The sequence below is a fragment of the Bacillus paramycoides genome, assembly GCF_038971285.1.
Taxonomy (GTDB): Bacteria; Bacillota; Bacilli; order Bacillales; family Bacillaceae_G; genus Bacillus_A.
Window position 1 is genome coordinate 233,152 of sequence record NZ_CP152427.1, and the last position, 16,849, is coordinate 250,000.

Below are 16,849 nucleotides of genomic sequence, written 5' to 3' on the forward strand. Positions count from 1 at the left end.
CATGCTCACTAAGGGAGCATGCCTCTTTTATGGAATCGACATGTATAATAATACCAAAAAAAGTTAGGGAAAGATATATAGAAACAACGATAAGGATTATTGTATGTTCCGAAAGATTTCTACTTATTTCGACAAAAGTATTGACTGTGGGAAGTGCTATGAGTAAAATAAAAAGGCGAATTAAAAATTTTCAGAAAATTTAAAACTTGGAGGAGCATGTTATGAAGCAAATTTTTCAAAAGAAGCCTCTTGCAAAATTAATGCAAGAAAGTAAGCAAAAGACGTTAGCAAGAACATTGGGCGCATTGGATTTAACTATGCTTGGAATTGGGGCAATTGTTGGAACTGGTATTTTCGTTCTAACGGGCGTGGTAGCAGCGAAACATTCTGGACCAGCTATTATATTATCGTTTGCGATAGCCGCGTTAGCTTGTGCCTTTGCTGCATTTTGTTATGCTGAATTTGCTTCCTCAGTTCCTGTCTCAGGCAGTGTGTATACGTACACATATGCGACGATGGGAGAAGTATTCGCGTTTTTAATTGGATGGGACTTAATGCTTGAATATTTACTTGCTACATCTGCTGTGGCAAACGGTTGGTCCGCTTATTTCCAATCTTTATTAAAGGGATTTGGAATTCATATCCCTACCATTCTCTCCTCAGCCCCTGGTACAGGAAAGGGTGGAATAATTGATTTACCTGCAGTTCTAATTATTTTAGTGATGACAGTTCTTTTATCTAGAGGTGTTCGTGAAAGTGCACGTGTAAATAATGTGATGGTATTTATTAAAATAGCAGTCGTTCTTATTTTTATCTTTGCTGGTTTTAATTATGTGAAACCTGAAAACTGGACGCCTTTTATGCCATTTGGCTTAGATGGTGTCATGGCTGGAGCTGCTACAGTGTTCTTTGCATTCATAGGGTTTGATGCAGTTTCAACGGCAGCAGAAGAAGTGAAACGTCCACAACGTGATTTACCAATTGGCATTATTGCATCTTTATTAATTTGTACGGTTCTTTATATTGTTGTTTCACTTATTTTGACAGGAATTGTTCCATACGGTCAGCTAAATATATCAGATCCAGTTGCTTTTGCACTTCAATTTATTGGACAAGATGGTTTAGCGGGAGTGATTTCGGTAGGAGCAATTACAGGGATCACAACAGTAATGTTAGTTATGATGTATGGGCAAGTACGTGTTTCGTATGCAATGAGTAGAGATGGATTATTGCCGAAGCGTCTTGCTAAAGTTCACCCTAAATTTAAAACACCGTTTTTAAATACATGGACAACGGGAATTATTGCAGCACTTATTTCAGGATTAATAGATTTAAATGTATTGGCGCATCTTGTAAATATGGGGACTTTATCAGCCTTTGCACTTGTAGCTGTTGCTGTTATTGTAATGAGAAGAACTCATCCTGATTTACCAAGAGCATTTAAGGCGCCGCTTGTACCATTTTTACCAGCGTTAACGGTAATTTTTTGTTTATACTTAATGCTTCAATTATCCGGAACAGCTTGGATTAGTTTTGGTATATGGATGGTTATCGGTATTGCGGTTTACTTCTTATATAGCCGAAAACATAGTGCTTTAAATAATAGTAAAGACGAAGACGATGTAGCAAATTTATAAGTAGAAAAATCCATCCTAATTCTGTTAGGGTGGATTTTTGTTCTGAAAATTTACATTTTTCTGAATGTGTTATAAGATAATTGGTGGTGAACAAAGGGGGGGAATGATGAAAAACACGTGGCGTGAGTTAAGGGAGATGGACCGTAACGTATGGATACGATTTATTGGTGAGACGTTAAATGGAATTGCAATGATGATGTTGATGCCTTTTTTTGCATTATATTTAAAAGATAAGGTAGATTCATTATTACAGGTTGGAGTTATTATGGCGCTTTCTCCAATTGCTGCAAGCTTTGGATCAATTATAGGGGGAAGAATTGCTGATATATATGGAAGAAAGCCGATTATGATATTTTCGATGACGAGTAATGCGGTATTAATGCTCGGTTTTTTATTTATAGAAGGATTTATTCCTTATGCGATTTTATCTGTTTTTTTAGGATTAAGTAATTCGTTATTTCATCCAGCTGCATCAGCGATGGTTGCGGATGTAACAGCGCCAGAAAAAAGAACAGAAGCATATGGTTTACTACGAATGGGGCACAATATAGGTGCAGCAATTGGCCCAATAATGGGCGCTTCGGTAGTTATGTTGTCGAAGAACCTCGTGTTTATTATTGCCTCGTCTACGATGTTATTTTATGCATTACTTGTATTCATTCTTATTCAAGAGACAATGCCAAAGAGTACGAATAAAGAAGAGAATAAAGAAAAGGAATCAGGAGCAGTGTGGAAAATTGTATTGCGAGATAAGGCATTAATGATTTATTTATTAGCAGGTATCATTATTTCGATGGGATTTTCTCAAACAGAAGGCATGTTGCCACTGCACTTTGATAATGAAATGAAGGATATTTTTGGAACTAACAATCCATACCCATATTTAATGGCGCTAAACGGATTATTAGTTGTGTTGTTCCAATTTCACATTTCAAAATGGGCCACAGATAAACCTGTCGGAAAGACGATGTTATATGGTGCATGTTTGTTTGGGATTGGATTATTTTTTATAGGGTGGTTACCGAAGTGGTTTGGGGAATTTGATGCGAATGTTACAGTTATTTTAATAACACTCATGCTTGTGTATGCCATATATACGTTAGGTGAGATGATTATGTCGCCTGTACAGATGACGTTTGTAGCAAATTTAGCTCCTGAGCATTTGAGAGGGACTTATATGGGAGCTGCGAGTTTGCAGTGGATTACAGGAAGCGCATTCGGTCCACTGCTTGGAGGTTTTTTATTAGATCAATTACTTGGCCACTTGCTATTTACAATTTTAGCTGTAGGATGTGTAGTTGCAGGTATTGTATATGTTTCTTTAGATCGTCTCGTTGAACAAAGGCAAAAGAGCACACTGACCAAACAATCTTCTTAATAAGTAGATGACATACACAAAAAGGAGATTTCTACATATTTTAGGTACATAACTAGAGTGGGTTACAATTATATATATTTATGAAGAAAGTTAAGTGGAAAAGTGTAGAAAACCAATAAGTAGTGTCATTTAATTATTTGTGGAAGTTACATTTTATTTCAAATAGGAACTACCTATTTTTATAAAAAGTGCTAAAATAGAAAAATGAAAACAATTGGTTAGGGTGATTTCAGTGACAAAAATTAAATTAGGTTTATTATATGGTGGAAAATCAGCTGAGCATCAAGTTTCGCTACAAACGGCTCTTGCTGCTATTAAAGCATTAAATCAAGATAAATTCGAGATTCATCCAATTTATATTACAGAACAAGGTCAATGGGTTCGTGGTGAGCGTATTGCAGGTGAAGTAACAGATGTTGAAGTTCTAAAAATGAGCGGTGCAGAAAATGCGATTTCTCCGTTATCATTAAGTACAGAAATCATTCCATCTGCAGGTTCTGAGGAAAATGCCATCGACGTTATTTTCCCATTACTACATGGACCAAATGGTGAAGATGGAACGGTTCAAGGATTATTAGAATTAATGAACATTCCTTATGTAGGAAATGGTGTTCTAGCATCTGCAGCTGGTATGGATAAAGTTGTTATGAAAAACATCTTTGCAGAAGCTGGATTGAAACAAGCGAAATATGCATCATTCATTCGTAGCGCATGGGAAAAAGATCGTGAAACAGCATATGAAAAGGTAGAAGAAGTATTAGGATACCCTTGCTTCGTAAAACCAGCAAACCTTGGTTCAAGTGTTGGTATTAATAAGTGTAAAAATCGTGAAGAACTTGAGAATGCATTTGAAGAGGCATTCCAATTTGACCGTAAAATTATTGTAGAAGAAAATATCGTTGGACGTGAAGTAGAAGTTGGGGTACTAGGTAATGATGAGCCGAAATGTTCAGTTGTAGGTGAAATCGTACCGAAAAAAGACTTCTATGATTATAAGTCGAAATACATCGATGGTGATACAGCGTTAATTATTCCAGCTGAAATGACAGAAGAAGAGTCTAATGTTATTAAACGAGATGCGATTGTTGCATTCCAATCGTTAGATGGTGCTGGCTTAACAAGAGCTGATTTCTTCTTAACGGAAGATGGAGAAGTATATATTAATGAAGTGAATACGATGCCTGGATTTACGCCGTTTAGTATGTTCCCTCTACTATGGCAACATACTGGATTACCGTATCCGGAATTAATTGAAGAGCTAATTCGTTTAGCAATTGATCGTCACGAAGAAAAACAAAAAATTAAATATACAATCTAACAAAAAAAGGAGGAGGCACTATTCACAGGAATAGTGCTTCCTCTATGTAAGGAGTGTTTTCATGATAAATCGAACGTTAAAACAAGTAGAACAGATGATAAATGGTACGGGATTAGCAGAGCGATATGAGGGAATTACTATACAGGGAGTGTCTATTGATACGAGAAAAATCGAAAAAGGAAATCTATATGTTCCGATTCAAGGTGAACGTTTCGATGGACATGCTTTTGTAGATAAAGCTGTTGAAAATGGAGCTGTAGCGACATTATGGATGAAAGATGTAGCAAATCCACCTGAGAATCTTCCAGTTATTTTTGTAGAAGACACACTATCAGCATTACAAATGTTAGCGAAAAACTATCGCGATCAATTGGATGTTAAAGTGATTGGTGTGACAGGTAGTAACGGTAAAACATCTACAAAAGATATTGTAACAAGTCTTCTTGCGACTAAATTTAAAGTTCAAAAAACAGAAGGAAACTTCAATAACCATATCGGGCTGCCTCTTACTATTTTAAACTTAGAAGAAAATACAGAAGTAGCTGTATTAGAAATGGGAATGTCAAGCCGTGGGGAAATTGAATTCCTATCTAAGTTAGCTCGTCCAAATGCAGCTATTATTACGAACATTGGTGAGGCGCATTTAATGGACTTAGGCTCTCGTGAGGCAATTGCTGAAGCGAAATTAGAAATTGTGACAGGATTACAAGAAGGTGGAGTGTTCGTATATAATGGAGATGAGCCGTTATTAACGAATCGTGTTCCTGAAATGAACTTAATAGCTGAAACAGTTACGTTTGGTGATGCTAGAGCAAATGATTACTATCCAACGACTGTAACGTTACAAGCGACTGGGACACACTTTAAAATGAATAGAGAAGAAAATATTTCATTCTATCTACCGGTATTAGGGAAACACAATGTGTATAATACGCTTGCTTCTATGGCAATTGCGAAACATTTTGGTGTAACGTGGGAAGAGATGAAAGAAGGTTTAGTAACGCTTCAAATGACAGGTATGCGTATGGAAATTGTAAAAACAAATAGCGGATTAACAATTATCAACGATGCTTATAATGCAAGTCCGACAGCTATGGAAGCGGCATTCCACTTAATGAATGGTTTAGATGGATTTGCTAAAAAAATAGTTGTGCTTGGTGATATGTTAGAGCTTGGAGATCAAGAAGTACAATTTCATTATGAAGTAGGTAAATTAATCGATCCAGCAAAAATCGCATATGTGTTCACATATGGTAAATTAGGGGCTCAAATTGTTGAAGGAGCGAAAATTAATTTCCCTAATGAACGTGTAAAGGCGTATGATAATAAAGAGGAGTTAGTAAAAGAGTTGCAAGCAGTAGTTGACGCGAAAGATGTTGTATTAGTAAAAGCATCTCGCGGTATGAAATTAGAAGAAGTAATTACGATGTTGAAATAATTGGTGTATATAAATAGGGATGATAGTTACGAAAATAGAAGAAACTTATAATAAGCGCTTACAGTAAATATAAAAAAATAAAAGTGAAGAAAAAAGCTCTGAATATGAAAATAAGGTAACAGTTGGGTTTGCTTTTTACACATACAAAACTTATAATTGATAAAGTGTAATAACGTTTAGAAGTATTTTCGCGAAGAATATACGCCCGTTTATATACGTGAGCATTCAGGAAAAGGGCTTTTCCGCAAATTCGGAAAACGCCTTTTTTTAAATGATAAGTATAGGATAGAAAAGGAGAAGTAACATTGACAACATTTCGAGAATTAGGATTAAGTGAGTCTTTACTGCAATCTGTTGAAAGTATGGGCTTTGAAGAGGCTACGCCGATTCAAGCTGAAACAATTCCACATGCATTGCAAGGTAAAGATATTATTGGGCAAGCACAAACAGGTACAGGGAAAACAGCAGCATTCGGATTACCACTATTAGATAAAGTGGATACAAATAAAGAAGCAGTTCAAGGTATTGTTATCGCGCCAACGCGTGAATTAGCAATTCAAGTTGGAGAAGAGCTATACAAAATTGGTAAACATAAACGTGTTCGTATTTTACCAATTTATGGTGGTCAAGATATTAACCGCCAAATTCGTGCTCTAAAAAAACACCCACACATTATTGTTGGTACGCCGGGTCGTATTTTAGATCATATTAACCGTAAAACACTTCGCCTACAAAACGTTGAGACTGTTGTTCTTGATGAAGCGGATGAAATGTTAAACATGGGCTTCATTGAAGATATTGAAGCGATTTTAACAGATGTGCCAGAAACACATCAAACATTACTATTCTCAGCGACAATGCCAGATCCAATCCGTCGTATTGCTGAGCGTTTCATGACTGAGCCTCAACACATTAAAGTAAAAGCAAAAGAAGTAACAATGCCAAACATTCAGCAGTTCTATTTAGAAGTGCAAGAAAAGAAAAAGTTTGACGTGTTAACACGCTTACTAGATATTCAATCTCCAGAGCTTGCGATTGTATTCGGTCGTACAAAGCGTCGTGTTGATGAATTATCAGAAGCATTAAATTTACGTGGTTATGCAGCAGAAGGTATTCATGGTGACTTAACACAGGCGAAACGTATGTCTGTATTACGTAAATTTAAAGAAGGTGCTATTGAAGTTCTTGTTGCAACAGACGTTGCTGCACGTGGTCTTGATATTTCAGGCGTAACACACGTATACAACTTCGATATCCCACAAGATCCAGAATCATACGTTCACCGTATCGGTCGTACTGGCCGTGCAGGTAAAAAAGGTATTGCAATGTTATTTGTAACACCACGTGAATCAGGACAATTAAAAAATATCGAGCGTACAACAAAACGTAAAGTTGACCGTATGGAAGCACCGACACTTGACGAGGCATTAGAAGGTCAACAACGTTTAATCGCTGAAAAGCTTCAAAACACAATCCAAAATGAGAACTTATCATACTACAAGCGTATTGCAGAAGAAATGTTAGAAGAGAATGACTCTGTAACAGTAGTAGCTGCTGCTTTAAAAATGATGACAAAAGAGCCGGATACAACTCCAATCGCTTTAACATCAGAACCACCAGTTGTTGCAAGAGGTGGCGGTTCTAAAAAACGCGGTGGTAACGGAGGCGGATACCGTGATGGTAACCGTAATCGTAGTCGTGATGGACGCGGTGGCGATGGTCGTAACCGTGATCGTAACCGTGATGGTCGTAATCGCGACGGTAACCGTGATCGTAATCGTGAAGGTAGCCGTGATGGCAACCGTGGTCGTCGTGGAGAAGGTCAAGGTCGCCCAGGATCTTCAAACGGACGCGGGGAAAGAAAGCATCATAGTCGTAAGCCGCAAGCTTAATAATAAAAAAGAGAATGCCCTTTGCCGGTATTCTCTTTTTTTATTTCTGTAATTGTACATACTACATAATAACTTGTGTAGAAATGAGGTGCTACATGCTTGTAAGACTTGGGTATGTTGCAATGAGTGTACATTTGAAAAACGCATCTCCATCTCAAACGATGACGTATGCGCAGTTTCAAAAAATAGATGATCGAGAAGCGGCGATTCGCAAACTTGAAAGAATTTCCAATTCGAATTTGGAAAACTGTTTGCGACTATTAAAGCATAATAGAGGACATGATATATCGTTCTTTCGACTTAGTTCCAAGCTCATCCCTCTGGCAAATCATGAGGAGTTATTAGACTGGAACTATATTCGTCCTTTAAAAGAAAAACTGAAAGAGCTAGGTGAATATGCAATTCGTATGAATATGCGTATCGATTTTCATCCAGATCATTTTGTTGTACTCAATTCACCTGAGGAGAGTATTTTTAAACAATCTGTAAAGACATTACAAATGCATAAAAAGTTGTTAAAAGGCATGGGGATTGAACATAAGCAACGATGTGTAATGCATGTTGGTGGCGGATATAAAGATAAAGAGCTCGCATTAGAGCGTTTTATAGAGAATTGGTCTAATGTCCCAAGAAGTATTCAGGAAATGATTATGTTAGAAAATGACGATACAACTTTTACGCTGGAGGAAACATTATATTTAGGAGAAAAACTGGACATTCCCGTTGTATTTGATTTGCATCACCATATGATGAATCATAATCGAGAAGATTGGCATGAAGATTGGGTGCGTGTTGTACATACGTGGGAATCGTCTTTGTTACCAGTAAAAATGCATATTTCTAGTCCTAGAGAGGGAAAAGACCCGAGGGCGCATGCGGATTTTATTGATGTAGATACTTTTTTATCTTTTTTAAAAAAGATAAAGGGAAGTGTTCCGCAAATTGATTGTATGATTGAAGCGAAGAAGAAGGATGAGTCTTTATTTCAACTCATGAGAGATTTAAGTGAACAAACAGATGTGGAAATTGTCGATGGTGCAAGCTTTTATATTAAATGAGCTCTGCGCCATCGAGTTTTTTTACCCCGCTATTAACGGGCAGTAAGACTCCCACCTTAAAATTTGGTGAATACGAGGGGGAGGTGGGAGTAGGGCTGCCCGTAAAAGCCCGATTGGTTCAACTAATAATCAGTGGGGGATGGCCCCCCACTGATTAAAGTTTCACTTTATCAATAAAGGGGTGCAAATACTACCAATGATCAATCCTGTTAAATGGCTGATAGGATTGGCAGAGGGATTGAAGAAAGTGAATAGTAATAATATACATATCATAATTGAAAAAATAGTGATGTCTCTTGGATTGGAAGAACGATATCGACTATACAATAGAAATAACTGTGCACCTAGCAATCCGAAAATACCGCCGGATGCCCCGGCATGAATATATTCAAGAGGCATAATAAGATAAGAAGAAATATTTCCAAGGATGCCAGAAAGGAAAAAAATAATGATGAAAGAAAAATGCCCTAGTTGTTTTTCAATAGAAGAGCCAAGCACGAATAAACAAATACTATTAGAAAGAAAATGTTGTAAGTCTACATGTACAAGCAGAGAAGTTATGAGACGCCACCATTCTCCTTTAGCGATATATTCATTATAAGCTGCCATAGGAAAGAGAAAAAAGTCGCCTAACATAATCATGAATAATTGTATGAGAAGTAAAGCGATGACAGTTGGTTGTAAGGAAATGCGGACGGATGGTATTAGCATGTTGTGAGTATCACTCCTTTTGCATCAGAAAGATTCTCTGTTATTCTTACAATATGAAAAAAGAAAGCTAAATAGAAGAAGGGGATTTTGAAATGATTGTAGGGATTGGAATCGATATTATTGAATTGAATCGAATTGAAAAAATGCTAGATGGAAAGCTTAAATTTTTGGAACGTATTTTAACTGAAGGTGAACGTAATGTTGCTAAGGAGCTGAAGGGAAGCCGTCTTACAGAGTTTGTAGCTGGAAGGTTTGCAGCAAAAGAGGCGTATTCAAAGGCGGTAGGCACTGGTATCGGGAAAGAAGTAAGTTTTTTAGATATTGAAGTAAGAAATGATGATAGAGGGAAGCCAATTCTTCTTACAAGTACAGAGCATATTGTTCATTTATCAATTAGTCATAGTAAGGAATTTGCTGTTGCTCAAGTGGTTTTAGAAAGCTCGTCAAGCTAGTCTGCATATTTTATATCTTTGTCTCATATATTTGTGGTAGCGATAAGGAAGGCACATCTTCCACTCATTTATAGGGGCAAAGGGGCTGAAGTGATGAAAAGGCGTCTGTTTTTAGTTCTTGTCGGTTTATTAACCGTTTTTGTGTTGGTCGGTTGTATGGAAAAGAAACAAGATGATGTTGTGAGAGATTTAGAGTCAAAAGTAAAAGGAATGAAAAGTTATCAAGCTGAAGCAAAATTATCTATTAAAACAGGGAATGAGCCTCAGGAGTATAAGGTGGAAATATGGCATAAAGAACCTTCCTTTTATCGTGTGAATTTGCAAAATGCGAAAAAAGATCAAAGCCAAATTATTTTAAGAAATGAAGAAGGTGTATTTGTATTAACACCAGCGCTTAATAAGAGTTTTCGTTTCCAAAGTGATTGGCCGCAAAATAGTAGCCAGGCTTATTTATATGAATCCCTTGTGAGAGATATTTTGCAGGATAAGAAAAACCTTACTTTTGAAAAAACAGATAAGTATTATATTTTTAAAACAAAAACAAACTATCAACATCAAAACATGTTGCCGAGGCAAGAGATTACATTGAAGAAAAGTGATTTAACACCAGTTTCGGTGAAGTTAATGGATAATGATCAAAATGTTCTTGTGAAAGTAGATTTCTCAAAAGTGAAATTTGATGCGAAATTTGATAAAGGTGCATTTGATACGAAACAAAATATGTCTAGAGCGCAAGTAGATGTTCAAACGACAGCGAAAGAAGAAAAACCATTTGCTATTTTGTATCCACGTGATACGCCGCAAGGTATGACTTTGAAAGATGAAAAAGAGTTGAAGACAGACAGTGGCAAGCGTGCGATACTCACATACACTGGAAGTAAGAAATCCTTTACTTTAATACAAGAAAAGGCAAAAGTTGCAGAGGCTTCGTCAGCAATAAGTGTGAGCGGAGAATTGGTTGACCTTGGCTTTACAATTGGAGCATTGACGAAAGACTCTTTAACGTGGTCGCATAATGGAGTAGAATATATGCTCGTGTCTAAAGGTTTAGAGCCGAAGGAGCTATTAATGGTTGCTCGTTCAGTTACAGAGAAGCAAGTGAAGTAAACTTCTTAGACGTGGTGATATATGTGCACCACGTCTTTTCTTAGTTTGAAGGGTGGATTTCATAAAAGAAGCATATAAAGGAATAAGCTTCGCATATCGTGTATAAGGAAGTGTATTTATGGAAGAAGCACCATTTTACCGTGACACTTGGGTGGAAGTGGATTTAGATGCCATTTATAACAACGTTACACATATTAAAGAATTTATCCCGAGTGATGTAGAAATTTTTGCCGTAGTTAAAGGGAATGCATATGGGCACGATTATGTACCGGTGGCTAAAACAGCATTAGAAGCGGGGGCGACAAGGTTAGCAGTTGCATTCTTAGATGAAGCTTTAGTGCTTCGAAGAGCCGGTATTACTGCGCCAATTTTAGTGTTAGGTCCTTCTCCTCCTCGTGATATAAATGTAGCTGCTGAAAATGATGTGGCGTTAACCGTTTTTCAAAAAGAATGGGTGGACGAAGCAATCAAACTTTGGGATGGTTCGTCTACGATGAAATACCATATTAATTTCGATAGTGGTATGGGGAGAATTGGAATACGTGAACGTAAAGAATTAAAAGGATTTTTAAAAAGCTTAGAAGGTGCACCATTTTTAGAATTAGAAGGAGTTTATACACATTTTGCAACAGCAGATGAGGTGGAGACTTCTTACTTCGATAAGCAATATAACACATTTTTGGAGCAGTTAAGTTGGTTGAAAGAATTCGGAGTGGATCCTAAGTTTGTTCATACAGCTAATAGTGCTGCAACGCTACGTTTTCAAGGGATTACATTTAATGCAGTACGAATTGGTATTGCGATGTATGGGTTATCTCCATCTGTAGAAATACGCCCTTTTTTACCGTTTAAATTAGAACCAGCTTTATCATTGCATACGAAAGTTGCTCATATTAAACAGGTGATTAAAGGGGATGGAATTAGTTATAACGTCACTTATCGAACGAAAACTGAAGAATGGATTGCGACCGTTGCAATTGGTTATGCAGATGGCTGGCTTAGAAGATTACAAGGATTTGAAGTGCTTGTAAATGGTAAAAGGGTACCGATTGTAGGTCGAGTAACGATGGATCAATTTATGATACACCTTCCTTGTAAAGTGCCTCTTGGTACGAAAGTTACACTCATTGGAAGGCAAGGAGATGAATATATTAGCGCTACAGAGGTTGCGGAATATTCAGGAACTATTAATTATGAAATTATTACGACGATCAGTTTCCGTGTGCCGAGAATATTTATACGGAATGGTAAAGTTGTGGAAGTAATTAATTATTTGAACGATATATAGAAGGTAGTATGATTTGCTTCTTGTCATTTGAGAGGACTGTTCATTAGTTAAGAATAAGTTCATTTTTGACGAGAAGCTTTTTACTTATCATTACTTTTAACATACTTTAACGTGAATTTAGCGCGGAAACTCTTCCGTTTCTTGTTGTAATGAGATAAAAAATAAAAGAATATGAATGTTTTGTTTGTGAATTGGAAAACATAAGCAAGGAATAAGGAAGTCTTTGCAACAGGCTCCATACAATGGTATTATTACAATAGGTGTCATATATATATTTGGGTGTGTAGTTGACGGTGGAGGTGTATTTTTGTGTCCGAATCAAGTGTAACTACTGAAATCGTGGTTCGGTTGCCAAAGCAAATGGTAACGGAATTGGACGGAATTGGAAAACAAGAGAATAAGAATCGCCATGAACTAATTTGCCAGGCAACACAACTGTTATTGCGTCAACATAAGACGAAGAAACGCTACCAACATGAATCAATGCGACGTGGGTACATTGAAATGGGAAAAATTAATCTTGGTATTGCATCTGAAGCTTTCTTAGCAGAGTATGAAGCAGCTCATACAGTAGAACGCTTAGTTAGCGGGGGGTAATATTTTGATTGTAAAACGCGGCGACGTGTATTTTGCAGACCTTTCCCCAGTTGTTGGTTCTGAGCAAGGAGGCGTTCGTCCGGTTCTTGTCATTCAAAATGACATCGGAAATCGTTTTAGTCCAACGGTGATTGTAGCGGCTATTACTGCACAGATTCAAAAAGCGAAATTACCCACTCATGTGGAAATTGATGCGAAAAAGTACGGTTTTGAGAGAGATTCTGTTATTTTACTTGAGCAGATTCGAACAATCGATAAGCAGCGCTTAACGGACAAAATCACTCACTTAGATGAAGTGATGATGATTCGTGTAGATGAAGCGCTACAAATTAGTTTAGGACTAATAGATTTTTAAATCGGCAGTTTAAGTTGCTCTCTTTGAAGGGCAACTTTTTTTATTATAGAGGAGGTTACGGTTGTATATGGAAATGGTAGATAATCGACAAGCGTTAATGAAAATGTTAGTGAAGGAATTAGGCTTTACCGAAAAGCAAGTTCGTCATGTTATTCAATTAACAGAAGAAGGTAACACAGTTCCATTTATTGCTCGTTACCGAAAAGAATGGACAGGCTCTTTAGATGAAGTGCAAATTCGTACAATTTTAGAGAGATGGCAATATATGATGCAGCTTGAAGATAGGAAAGAAGAGGTTCTGCGTCTTATTGATGAGAAGGGGAAACTGACAGGAGAATTACGTCAGCAAATTGTGAAAGCTACAAAGTTGCAAGAAGTAGAAGATTTATATCGTCCATATAAAGAAAAGAGAAGAACGAAAGCAACGATTGCAAAAGAAAAAGGGTTAGAGCCATTAGCTGAATGGTTATTGTTATATACGAAAGAAGATCCAAATCAGAAGGCAATGGAGTTTGTGAATGCTGAGAAAGAAGTGCAATCTGCAGAAGAAGCATTACAAGGTGCTCAAGATATTATTGCAGAAATTGTTTCAGATGAAGCGTCGTATCGTAGTTGGATTCGGAATGTTACTTTTAGAAAAGGTGTTATGTCTTCGGCTGTAAAAGATGAAGAGAAAGATGAAAAGAATATATATGAAATGTATTATAGCTATGAAGAACCGTTGCAGAAAGTGGTGCCGCATCGTGTATTAGCGATGAATCGCGGTGAGAAAGAAGATATATTGAGAGTTTCTGTCGTTCCACCAGTAGATGAGATAGTAGCTTTCTTATATAAGAAAGTAATTCGTGATAACGATTCAAAAAGTGCACAGTATGTAAAATTGGCAATTGAGGATGGTTATAAACGTTTAATTCAATCCTCTATTGAAAGAGAGATTCGAAAAGAATTAACAGAAACAGCCGAAGAACAAGCGATACATATTTTCTCTGAGAACTTACGTAATTTGTTATTACAACCTCCAATGAAAGGAAAGGTTGTGTTAGCTGTAGACCCTGCATATAGAACGGGTTGTAAATTAGCTATTGTAGACGATACGGGGAAAGTTCTATATATTGATGTTATTTATCCGCATCCACCAGTGCGTAAATATGAAGATGCAAAAATGAAAGTTCTTTCTATTATAGATAAATATCAAGTTGAAATGATTGCGATTGGGAATGGTACAGCTTCTAGAGAATCGGAAGAATTTATAGTTGATGTATTACAAAATGTGAAACGAGAAGTCTTCTATATTATTGTGAACGAAGCTGGTGCGAGTGTATATTCGGCTTCTGATTTAGCCCGTGAGGAATTCCCAGATTTACAGGTTGAAGAAAGAAGTGCTGTTTCTATCGGAAGACGTCTGCAAGATCCGCTTGCTGAACTTGTAAAGATTGATCCTAAATCAGTTGGGGTTGGACAATACCAACATGATGTATCTCAAAAGAGGTTGAATGAATCATTAACGTTTGTAGTAGAGACGGCAGTTAACCAAGTCGGTGTGAATGTAAATACAGCTTCAGTTGCGTTATTACAATATGTTTCGGGTTTATCGAAAACTGTTGCGAAAAATATTGTAGCAAAGCGTGAAGAAGAAGGGAAATTTACAAAACGAACAGACTTAAAGAAAATACCACGTCTAGGTGCGAAGACATATGAACAATGTATAGGTTTCTTACGTATATTAGAAGGTACAAATCCGTTAGACCGAACAGGTATTCATCCAGAACAATATAAAAATGTTGAATTGTTATTAAAGAATCTAGGGTTATCCAAAGATGATGTAGGGCAACCGCAATTACAAAAGAGCTTAGAAGAAGTGGAGATTGCTAAGTTGTCACAAGAAACGGGAGTTGGAGAGCCAACATTAGTTGATATTATAGATGCACTCATTAGTCCAGAGCGAGATATGAGGGATGAGTTACCTAAACCACTTCTGAAAAAAGGAATTTTGAAATTAGAAGATTTAAAACGTGGTATGGAACTAGAAGGAACAGTTCGTAACGTTGTCGATTTTGGTGCTTTTGTTGATGTAGGTGTAAAACAAGATGGTCTGGTACATATTTCTAAACTAAGCAAACAATACGTGAAACATCCGTTAGATATCGTATCTGTCGGACAAATCGTCAAAGTATGGGTAGATGATATTGATACGAAAAAAGGTCGCGTTGCACTATCAATGTTGCCGATTGAATAGTAAGAGAAGAGAGCAGATGAAACTGCTCTTTTTTTATGGGGTAAAATGTGTAATGAATTATGAGCTTTGATGTATTTTGCTATAATAAAACCAGCATTCATTTAACAATTTAATTTGATACCGGTTTTTTTCAAAATATGCGCGTTGCATTTGTTTTTTGAGCCATGTAGGCATAGGAATCCCTCCTTGTTTAATCCTACTCTCAAAAATGTAAGGTACTATTGATGAGAGGTTGGTGAGTGGATTTCTACTTCTGCTATGTTTTTAGAAACCACGCTTCTTGAATGAGGATGGGTATATGTACTATTTAATATATGTATAAGAGAGGAGAAAAGTGTAAAAATATTTTTTTGTTTAGGAGGAATGAAAGTGGATGAGCAAGAAATACAGCGGCTAGTGGAAGAAGTATCGCTACAATATTTCGGAATGCCGTTTTTACATAAGGCGATGTTTAATAGTAGATTGCGTACAACTGGTGGACGTTATCTATTGAATACACACAATATTGAACTGAATTATCGATATTACGAAATGTATGGGAAAGAAGAATTAGTTGGAATCGTTAAACATGAACTTTGCCATTATCACTTACATATTACAGGAAGAGGGTATAAGCACAGGGATAAGGATTTTCGTGAATTATTAAAGGCAGTTGGTGCACCACGCTTTTGTAAACCAATGATAAATGAAGAGAAAGAAAAAAAGGTTTATATGTATGAATGTATGGAGTGTTTACTTCAATATGTAAGAAGACGTCAAATAAATACAAAAAAATATGTCTGCGGAAAGTGTAAAGGGAAACTAATTCTCATAAAGAAAACATCTTGACAGTGAAAACGCAATCCAGTATATTATAAACATGTCACGTTTGTACAAGATGTTGTAAAAAACTTCTTGACTTACGATGAGAAATTTTATAAGATACAAATTGTCTTCATTATTCCGCAGTAGCTCAGTGGTAGAGCTATCGGCTGTTAACCGATCGGTCGTAGGTTCGAGTCCTACCTGCGGAGCCATACAGAGAAGTACCCAAGTGGCTCAAGGGGCTCCCCTGCTAAGGGAGTAGATCGCGAACGCGGTGCGAGGGTTCGAATCCCTTCTTCTCTGCCATTCATATTGGCCCGTTGGTCAAGTGGTTAAGACACCGCCCTTTCACGGCGGTAACACGGGTTCGAATCCCGTACGGGTCACCACTTCGGAGGATTAGCTCAGCTGGGAGAGCACCTGCCTTACAAGCAGGGGGTCGGCGGTTCGATCCCGTCATCCTCCACCATAATATTATAATGAAAATTAAAATGACATTAATTTAAAGATTAAATGGTCCCGTGGTGTAGTGGTTAACATGCCTGCCTGTCACGCAGGAGATCGCCGGTTCGACCCCG

The 16,849-nt window shown here is 37.1% G+C and carries 15 protein-coding genes and 5 tRNA genes (1 of these 20 cut by a window edge); 18 read left to right on the forward strand and 2 right to left on the reverse strand.

Annotated features, from left to right (window positions below):
* Positions 1-221 precede the first annotated feature (221 nt).
* From AAG068_RS01330 to uvsE, 6 genes are all read left to right on the forward strand, one after another.
* Positions 222-1,637: an amino acid permease gene (locus AAG068_RS01330; RefSeq protein WP_342716672.1), complete on the forward strand. Its 1,416-nt coding sequence runs from the start codon at positions 222-224 to the stop codon at positions 1,635-1,637.
* 106 nt (positions 1,638-1,743) lie between these two features.
* Positions 1,744-3,015 (forward strand): MDR family MFS transporter, encoded by a 1,272-nt coding sequence (locus AAG068_RS01335; protein WP_342716673.1) that lies wholly within the window; start codon positions 1,744-1,746, stop codon positions 3,013-3,015.
* A gap of 232 nt (positions 3,016-3,247) precedes the next feature.
* Positions 3,248-4,333, forward strand: a complete 1,086-nt coding sequence (locus AAG068_RS01340) for a D-alanine--D-alanine ligase (protein WP_342716674.1) — start codon at positions 3,248-3,250, stop codon at positions 4,331-4,333.
* A gap of 61 nt (positions 4,334-4,394) precedes the next feature.
* Complete coding sequence (gene murF, locus AAG068_RS01345; RefSeq protein ID WP_342716675.1) at positions 4,395-5,771, forward strand: UDP-N-acetylmuramoyl-tripeptide--D-alanyl-D-alanine ligase; 1,377 nt, start codon at positions 4,395-4,397, stop codon at positions 5,769-5,771.
* Between the two features lie 305 nt (positions 5,772-6,076).
* Complete coding sequence (locus AAG068_RS01350) at positions 6,077-7,663, forward strand: DEAD/DEAH box helicase (RefSeq protein ID WP_098669235.1); 1,587 nt, start codon at positions 6,077-6,079, stop codon at positions 7,661-7,663.
* Between the two features lie 95 nt (positions 7,664-7,758).
* Positions 7,759-8,721 carry a UV DNA damage repair endonuclease UvsE gene (gene uvsE, locus AAG068_RS01355; RefSeq protein ID WP_342716676.1) on the forward strand — a complete coding sequence of 321 codons (963 nt, stop codon included), beginning with the start codon at positions 7,759-7,761 and terminating at the stop codon, positions 8,719-8,721.
* 162 nt (positions 8,722-8,883) lie between these two features.
* Here the strand turns inward: uvsE and AAG068_RS01360 are convergent, their stop codons facing one another.
* A complete protein-coding gene (locus tag AAG068_RS01360) occupies positions 8,884-9,432 on the reverse strand; it encodes a rhomboid family intramembrane serine protease (RefSeq protein ID WP_342716677.1) in 549 nt (182 codons plus the stop codon).
* A gap of 92 nt (positions 9,433-9,524) precedes the next feature.
* Here AAG068_RS01360 and acpS point away from each other — a divergent pair, with 92 nt between their 5' ends.
* From acpS to AAG068_RS01390, 6 genes are all read left to right on the forward strand, one after another.
* Positions 9,525-9,884, forward strand: a complete 360-nt coding sequence (acpS, locus tag AAG068_RS01365) for a holo-ACP synthase (protein ID WP_342716678.1) — start codon at positions 9,525-9,527, stop codon at positions 9,882-9,884.
* Between the two features lie 156 nt (positions 9,885-10,040).
* Entirely contained in the window at positions 10,041-10,991 is a 951-nt protein-coding gene (locus tag AAG068_RS01370; RefSeq protein ID WP_342719695.1) for a LolA family protein, read from the forward strand.
* Positions 10,992-11,109: 118 nt separating this feature from the next.
* The gene (gene alr / locus AAG068_RS01375) at positions 11,110-12,279 is read left to right on the forward strand and encodes an alanine racemase (protein WP_000390601.1); all 1,170 of its coding nucleotides are present in this window, start codon (positions 11,110-11,112) and stop codon (positions 12,277-12,279) included.
* Between the two features lie 309 nt (positions 12,280-12,588).
* On the forward strand, positions 12,589-12,876 hold the full coding sequence (locus tag AAG068_RS01380; RefSeq protein ID WP_000004570.1) for an antitoxin EndoAI: 288 nt from the start codon (positions 12,589-12,591) through the stop codon (positions 12,874-12,876).
* Positions 12,877-12,880: 4 nt separating this feature from the next.
* Positions 12,881-13,231 carry a type II toxin-antitoxin system endoribonuclease NdoA gene (gene ndoA, locus AAG068_RS01385; RefSeq protein WP_000635963.1) on the forward strand — a complete coding sequence of 117 codons (351 nt, stop codon included), beginning with the start codon at positions 12,881-12,883 and terminating at the stop codon, positions 13,229-13,231.
* 67 nt (positions 13,232-13,298) lie between these two features.
* Positions 13,299-15,467: a Tex family protein gene (locus AAG068_RS01390; RefSeq protein ID WP_342716681.1), complete on the forward strand. Its 2,169-nt coding sequence runs from the start codon at positions 13,299-13,301 to the stop codon at positions 15,465-15,467.
* A 57-nt stretch (positions 15,468-15,524) separates the two neighbouring features.
* Here the strand turns inward: AAG068_RS01390 and cmpA are convergent, their stop codons facing one another.
* Complete coding sequence (cmpA, locus tag AAG068_RS01395; protein ID WP_001143642.1) at positions 15,525-15,641, reverse strand: cortex morphogenetic protein CmpA; 117 nt, start codon at positions 15,639-15,641, stop codon at positions 15,525-15,527.
* A 195-nt stretch (positions 15,642-15,836) separates the two neighbouring features.
* Between cmpA and AAG068_RS01400 the strand changes: the two genes are divergently transcribed.
* The 6 genes from AAG068_RS01400 to AAG068_RS01425 all read left to right on the forward strand — a co-directional run.
* Positions 15,837-16,295, forward strand: coding sequence for a SprT family protein (locus AAG068_RS01400; protein WP_342716682.1), 459 nt, complete (start codon positions 15,837-15,839; stop codon positions 16,293-16,295).
* 113 nt (positions 16,296-16,408) lie between these two features.
* Positions 16,409-16,483: transfer RNA gene (locus tag AAG068_RS01405), tRNA-Asn, on the forward strand.
* Positions 16,484-16,486: 3 nt separating this feature from the next.
* Positions 16,487-16,577: transfer RNA gene (locus AAG068_RS01410), tRNA-Ser, on the forward strand.
* An 8-nt stretch (positions 16,578-16,585) separates the two neighbouring features.
* Positions 16,586-16,660: transfer RNA gene (locus tag AAG068_RS01415), tRNA-Glu, on the forward strand.
* Positions 16,661-16,664: 4 nt separating this feature from the next.
* A tRNA-Val gene (locus tag AAG068_RS01420) sits at positions 16,665-16,740 on the forward strand.
* Positions 16,741-16,786: 46 nt separating this feature from the next.
* Positions 16,787-16,849 (forward strand) — tRNA-Asp (locus AAG068_RS01425); it runs 13 nt beyond the window's last position.

Bases quoted from the DNA above. Each gene is read 5' to 3' on its own strand.
- AAG068_RS01330 (WP_342716672.1), top strand. From the start codon at position 222: ATGAAGCAAATTTTTCAAAAGAAGCCTCTTGCAAAATTAATGCAAGAA.
- AAG068_RS01335 (WP_342716673.1), top strand. From the start codon at position 1,744: ATGAAAAACACGTGGCGTGAGTTAAGGGAGATGGACCGTAACGTATGG.
- murF (WP_342716675.1), top strand. From the start codon at position 4,395: ATGATAAATCGAACGTTAAAACAAGTAGAACAGATGATAAATGGTACG.
- uvsE (WP_342716676.1), top strand. From the start codon at position 7,759: ATGCTTGTAAGACTTGGGTATGTTGCAATGAGTGTACATTTGAAAAAC.
- AAG068_RS01360 (WP_342716677.1), bottom strand. From the start codon at position 9,432: ATGCTAATACCATCCGTCCGCATTTCCTTACAACCAACTGTCATCGCT.
- acpS (WP_342716678.1), top strand. From the start codon at position 9,525: ATGATTGTAGGGATTGGAATCGATATTATTGAATTGAATCGAATTGAA.
- AAG068_RS01370 (WP_342719695.1), top strand. From the start codon at position 10,041: ATGGAAAAGAAACAAGATGATGTTGTGAGAGATTTAGAGTCAAAAGTA.
- alr (WP_000390601.1), top strand. From the start codon at position 11,110: ATGGAAGAAGCACCATTTTACCGTGACACTTGGGTGGAAGTGGATTTA.
- AAG068_RS01390 (WP_342716681.1), top strand. From the start codon at position 13,299: ATGGAAATGGTAGATAATCGACAAGCGTTAATGAAAATGTTAGTGAAG.
- cmpA (WP_001143642.1), bottom strand. From the start codon at position 15,641: ATGCCTACATGGCTCAAAAAACAAATGCAACGCGCATATTTTGAAAAA.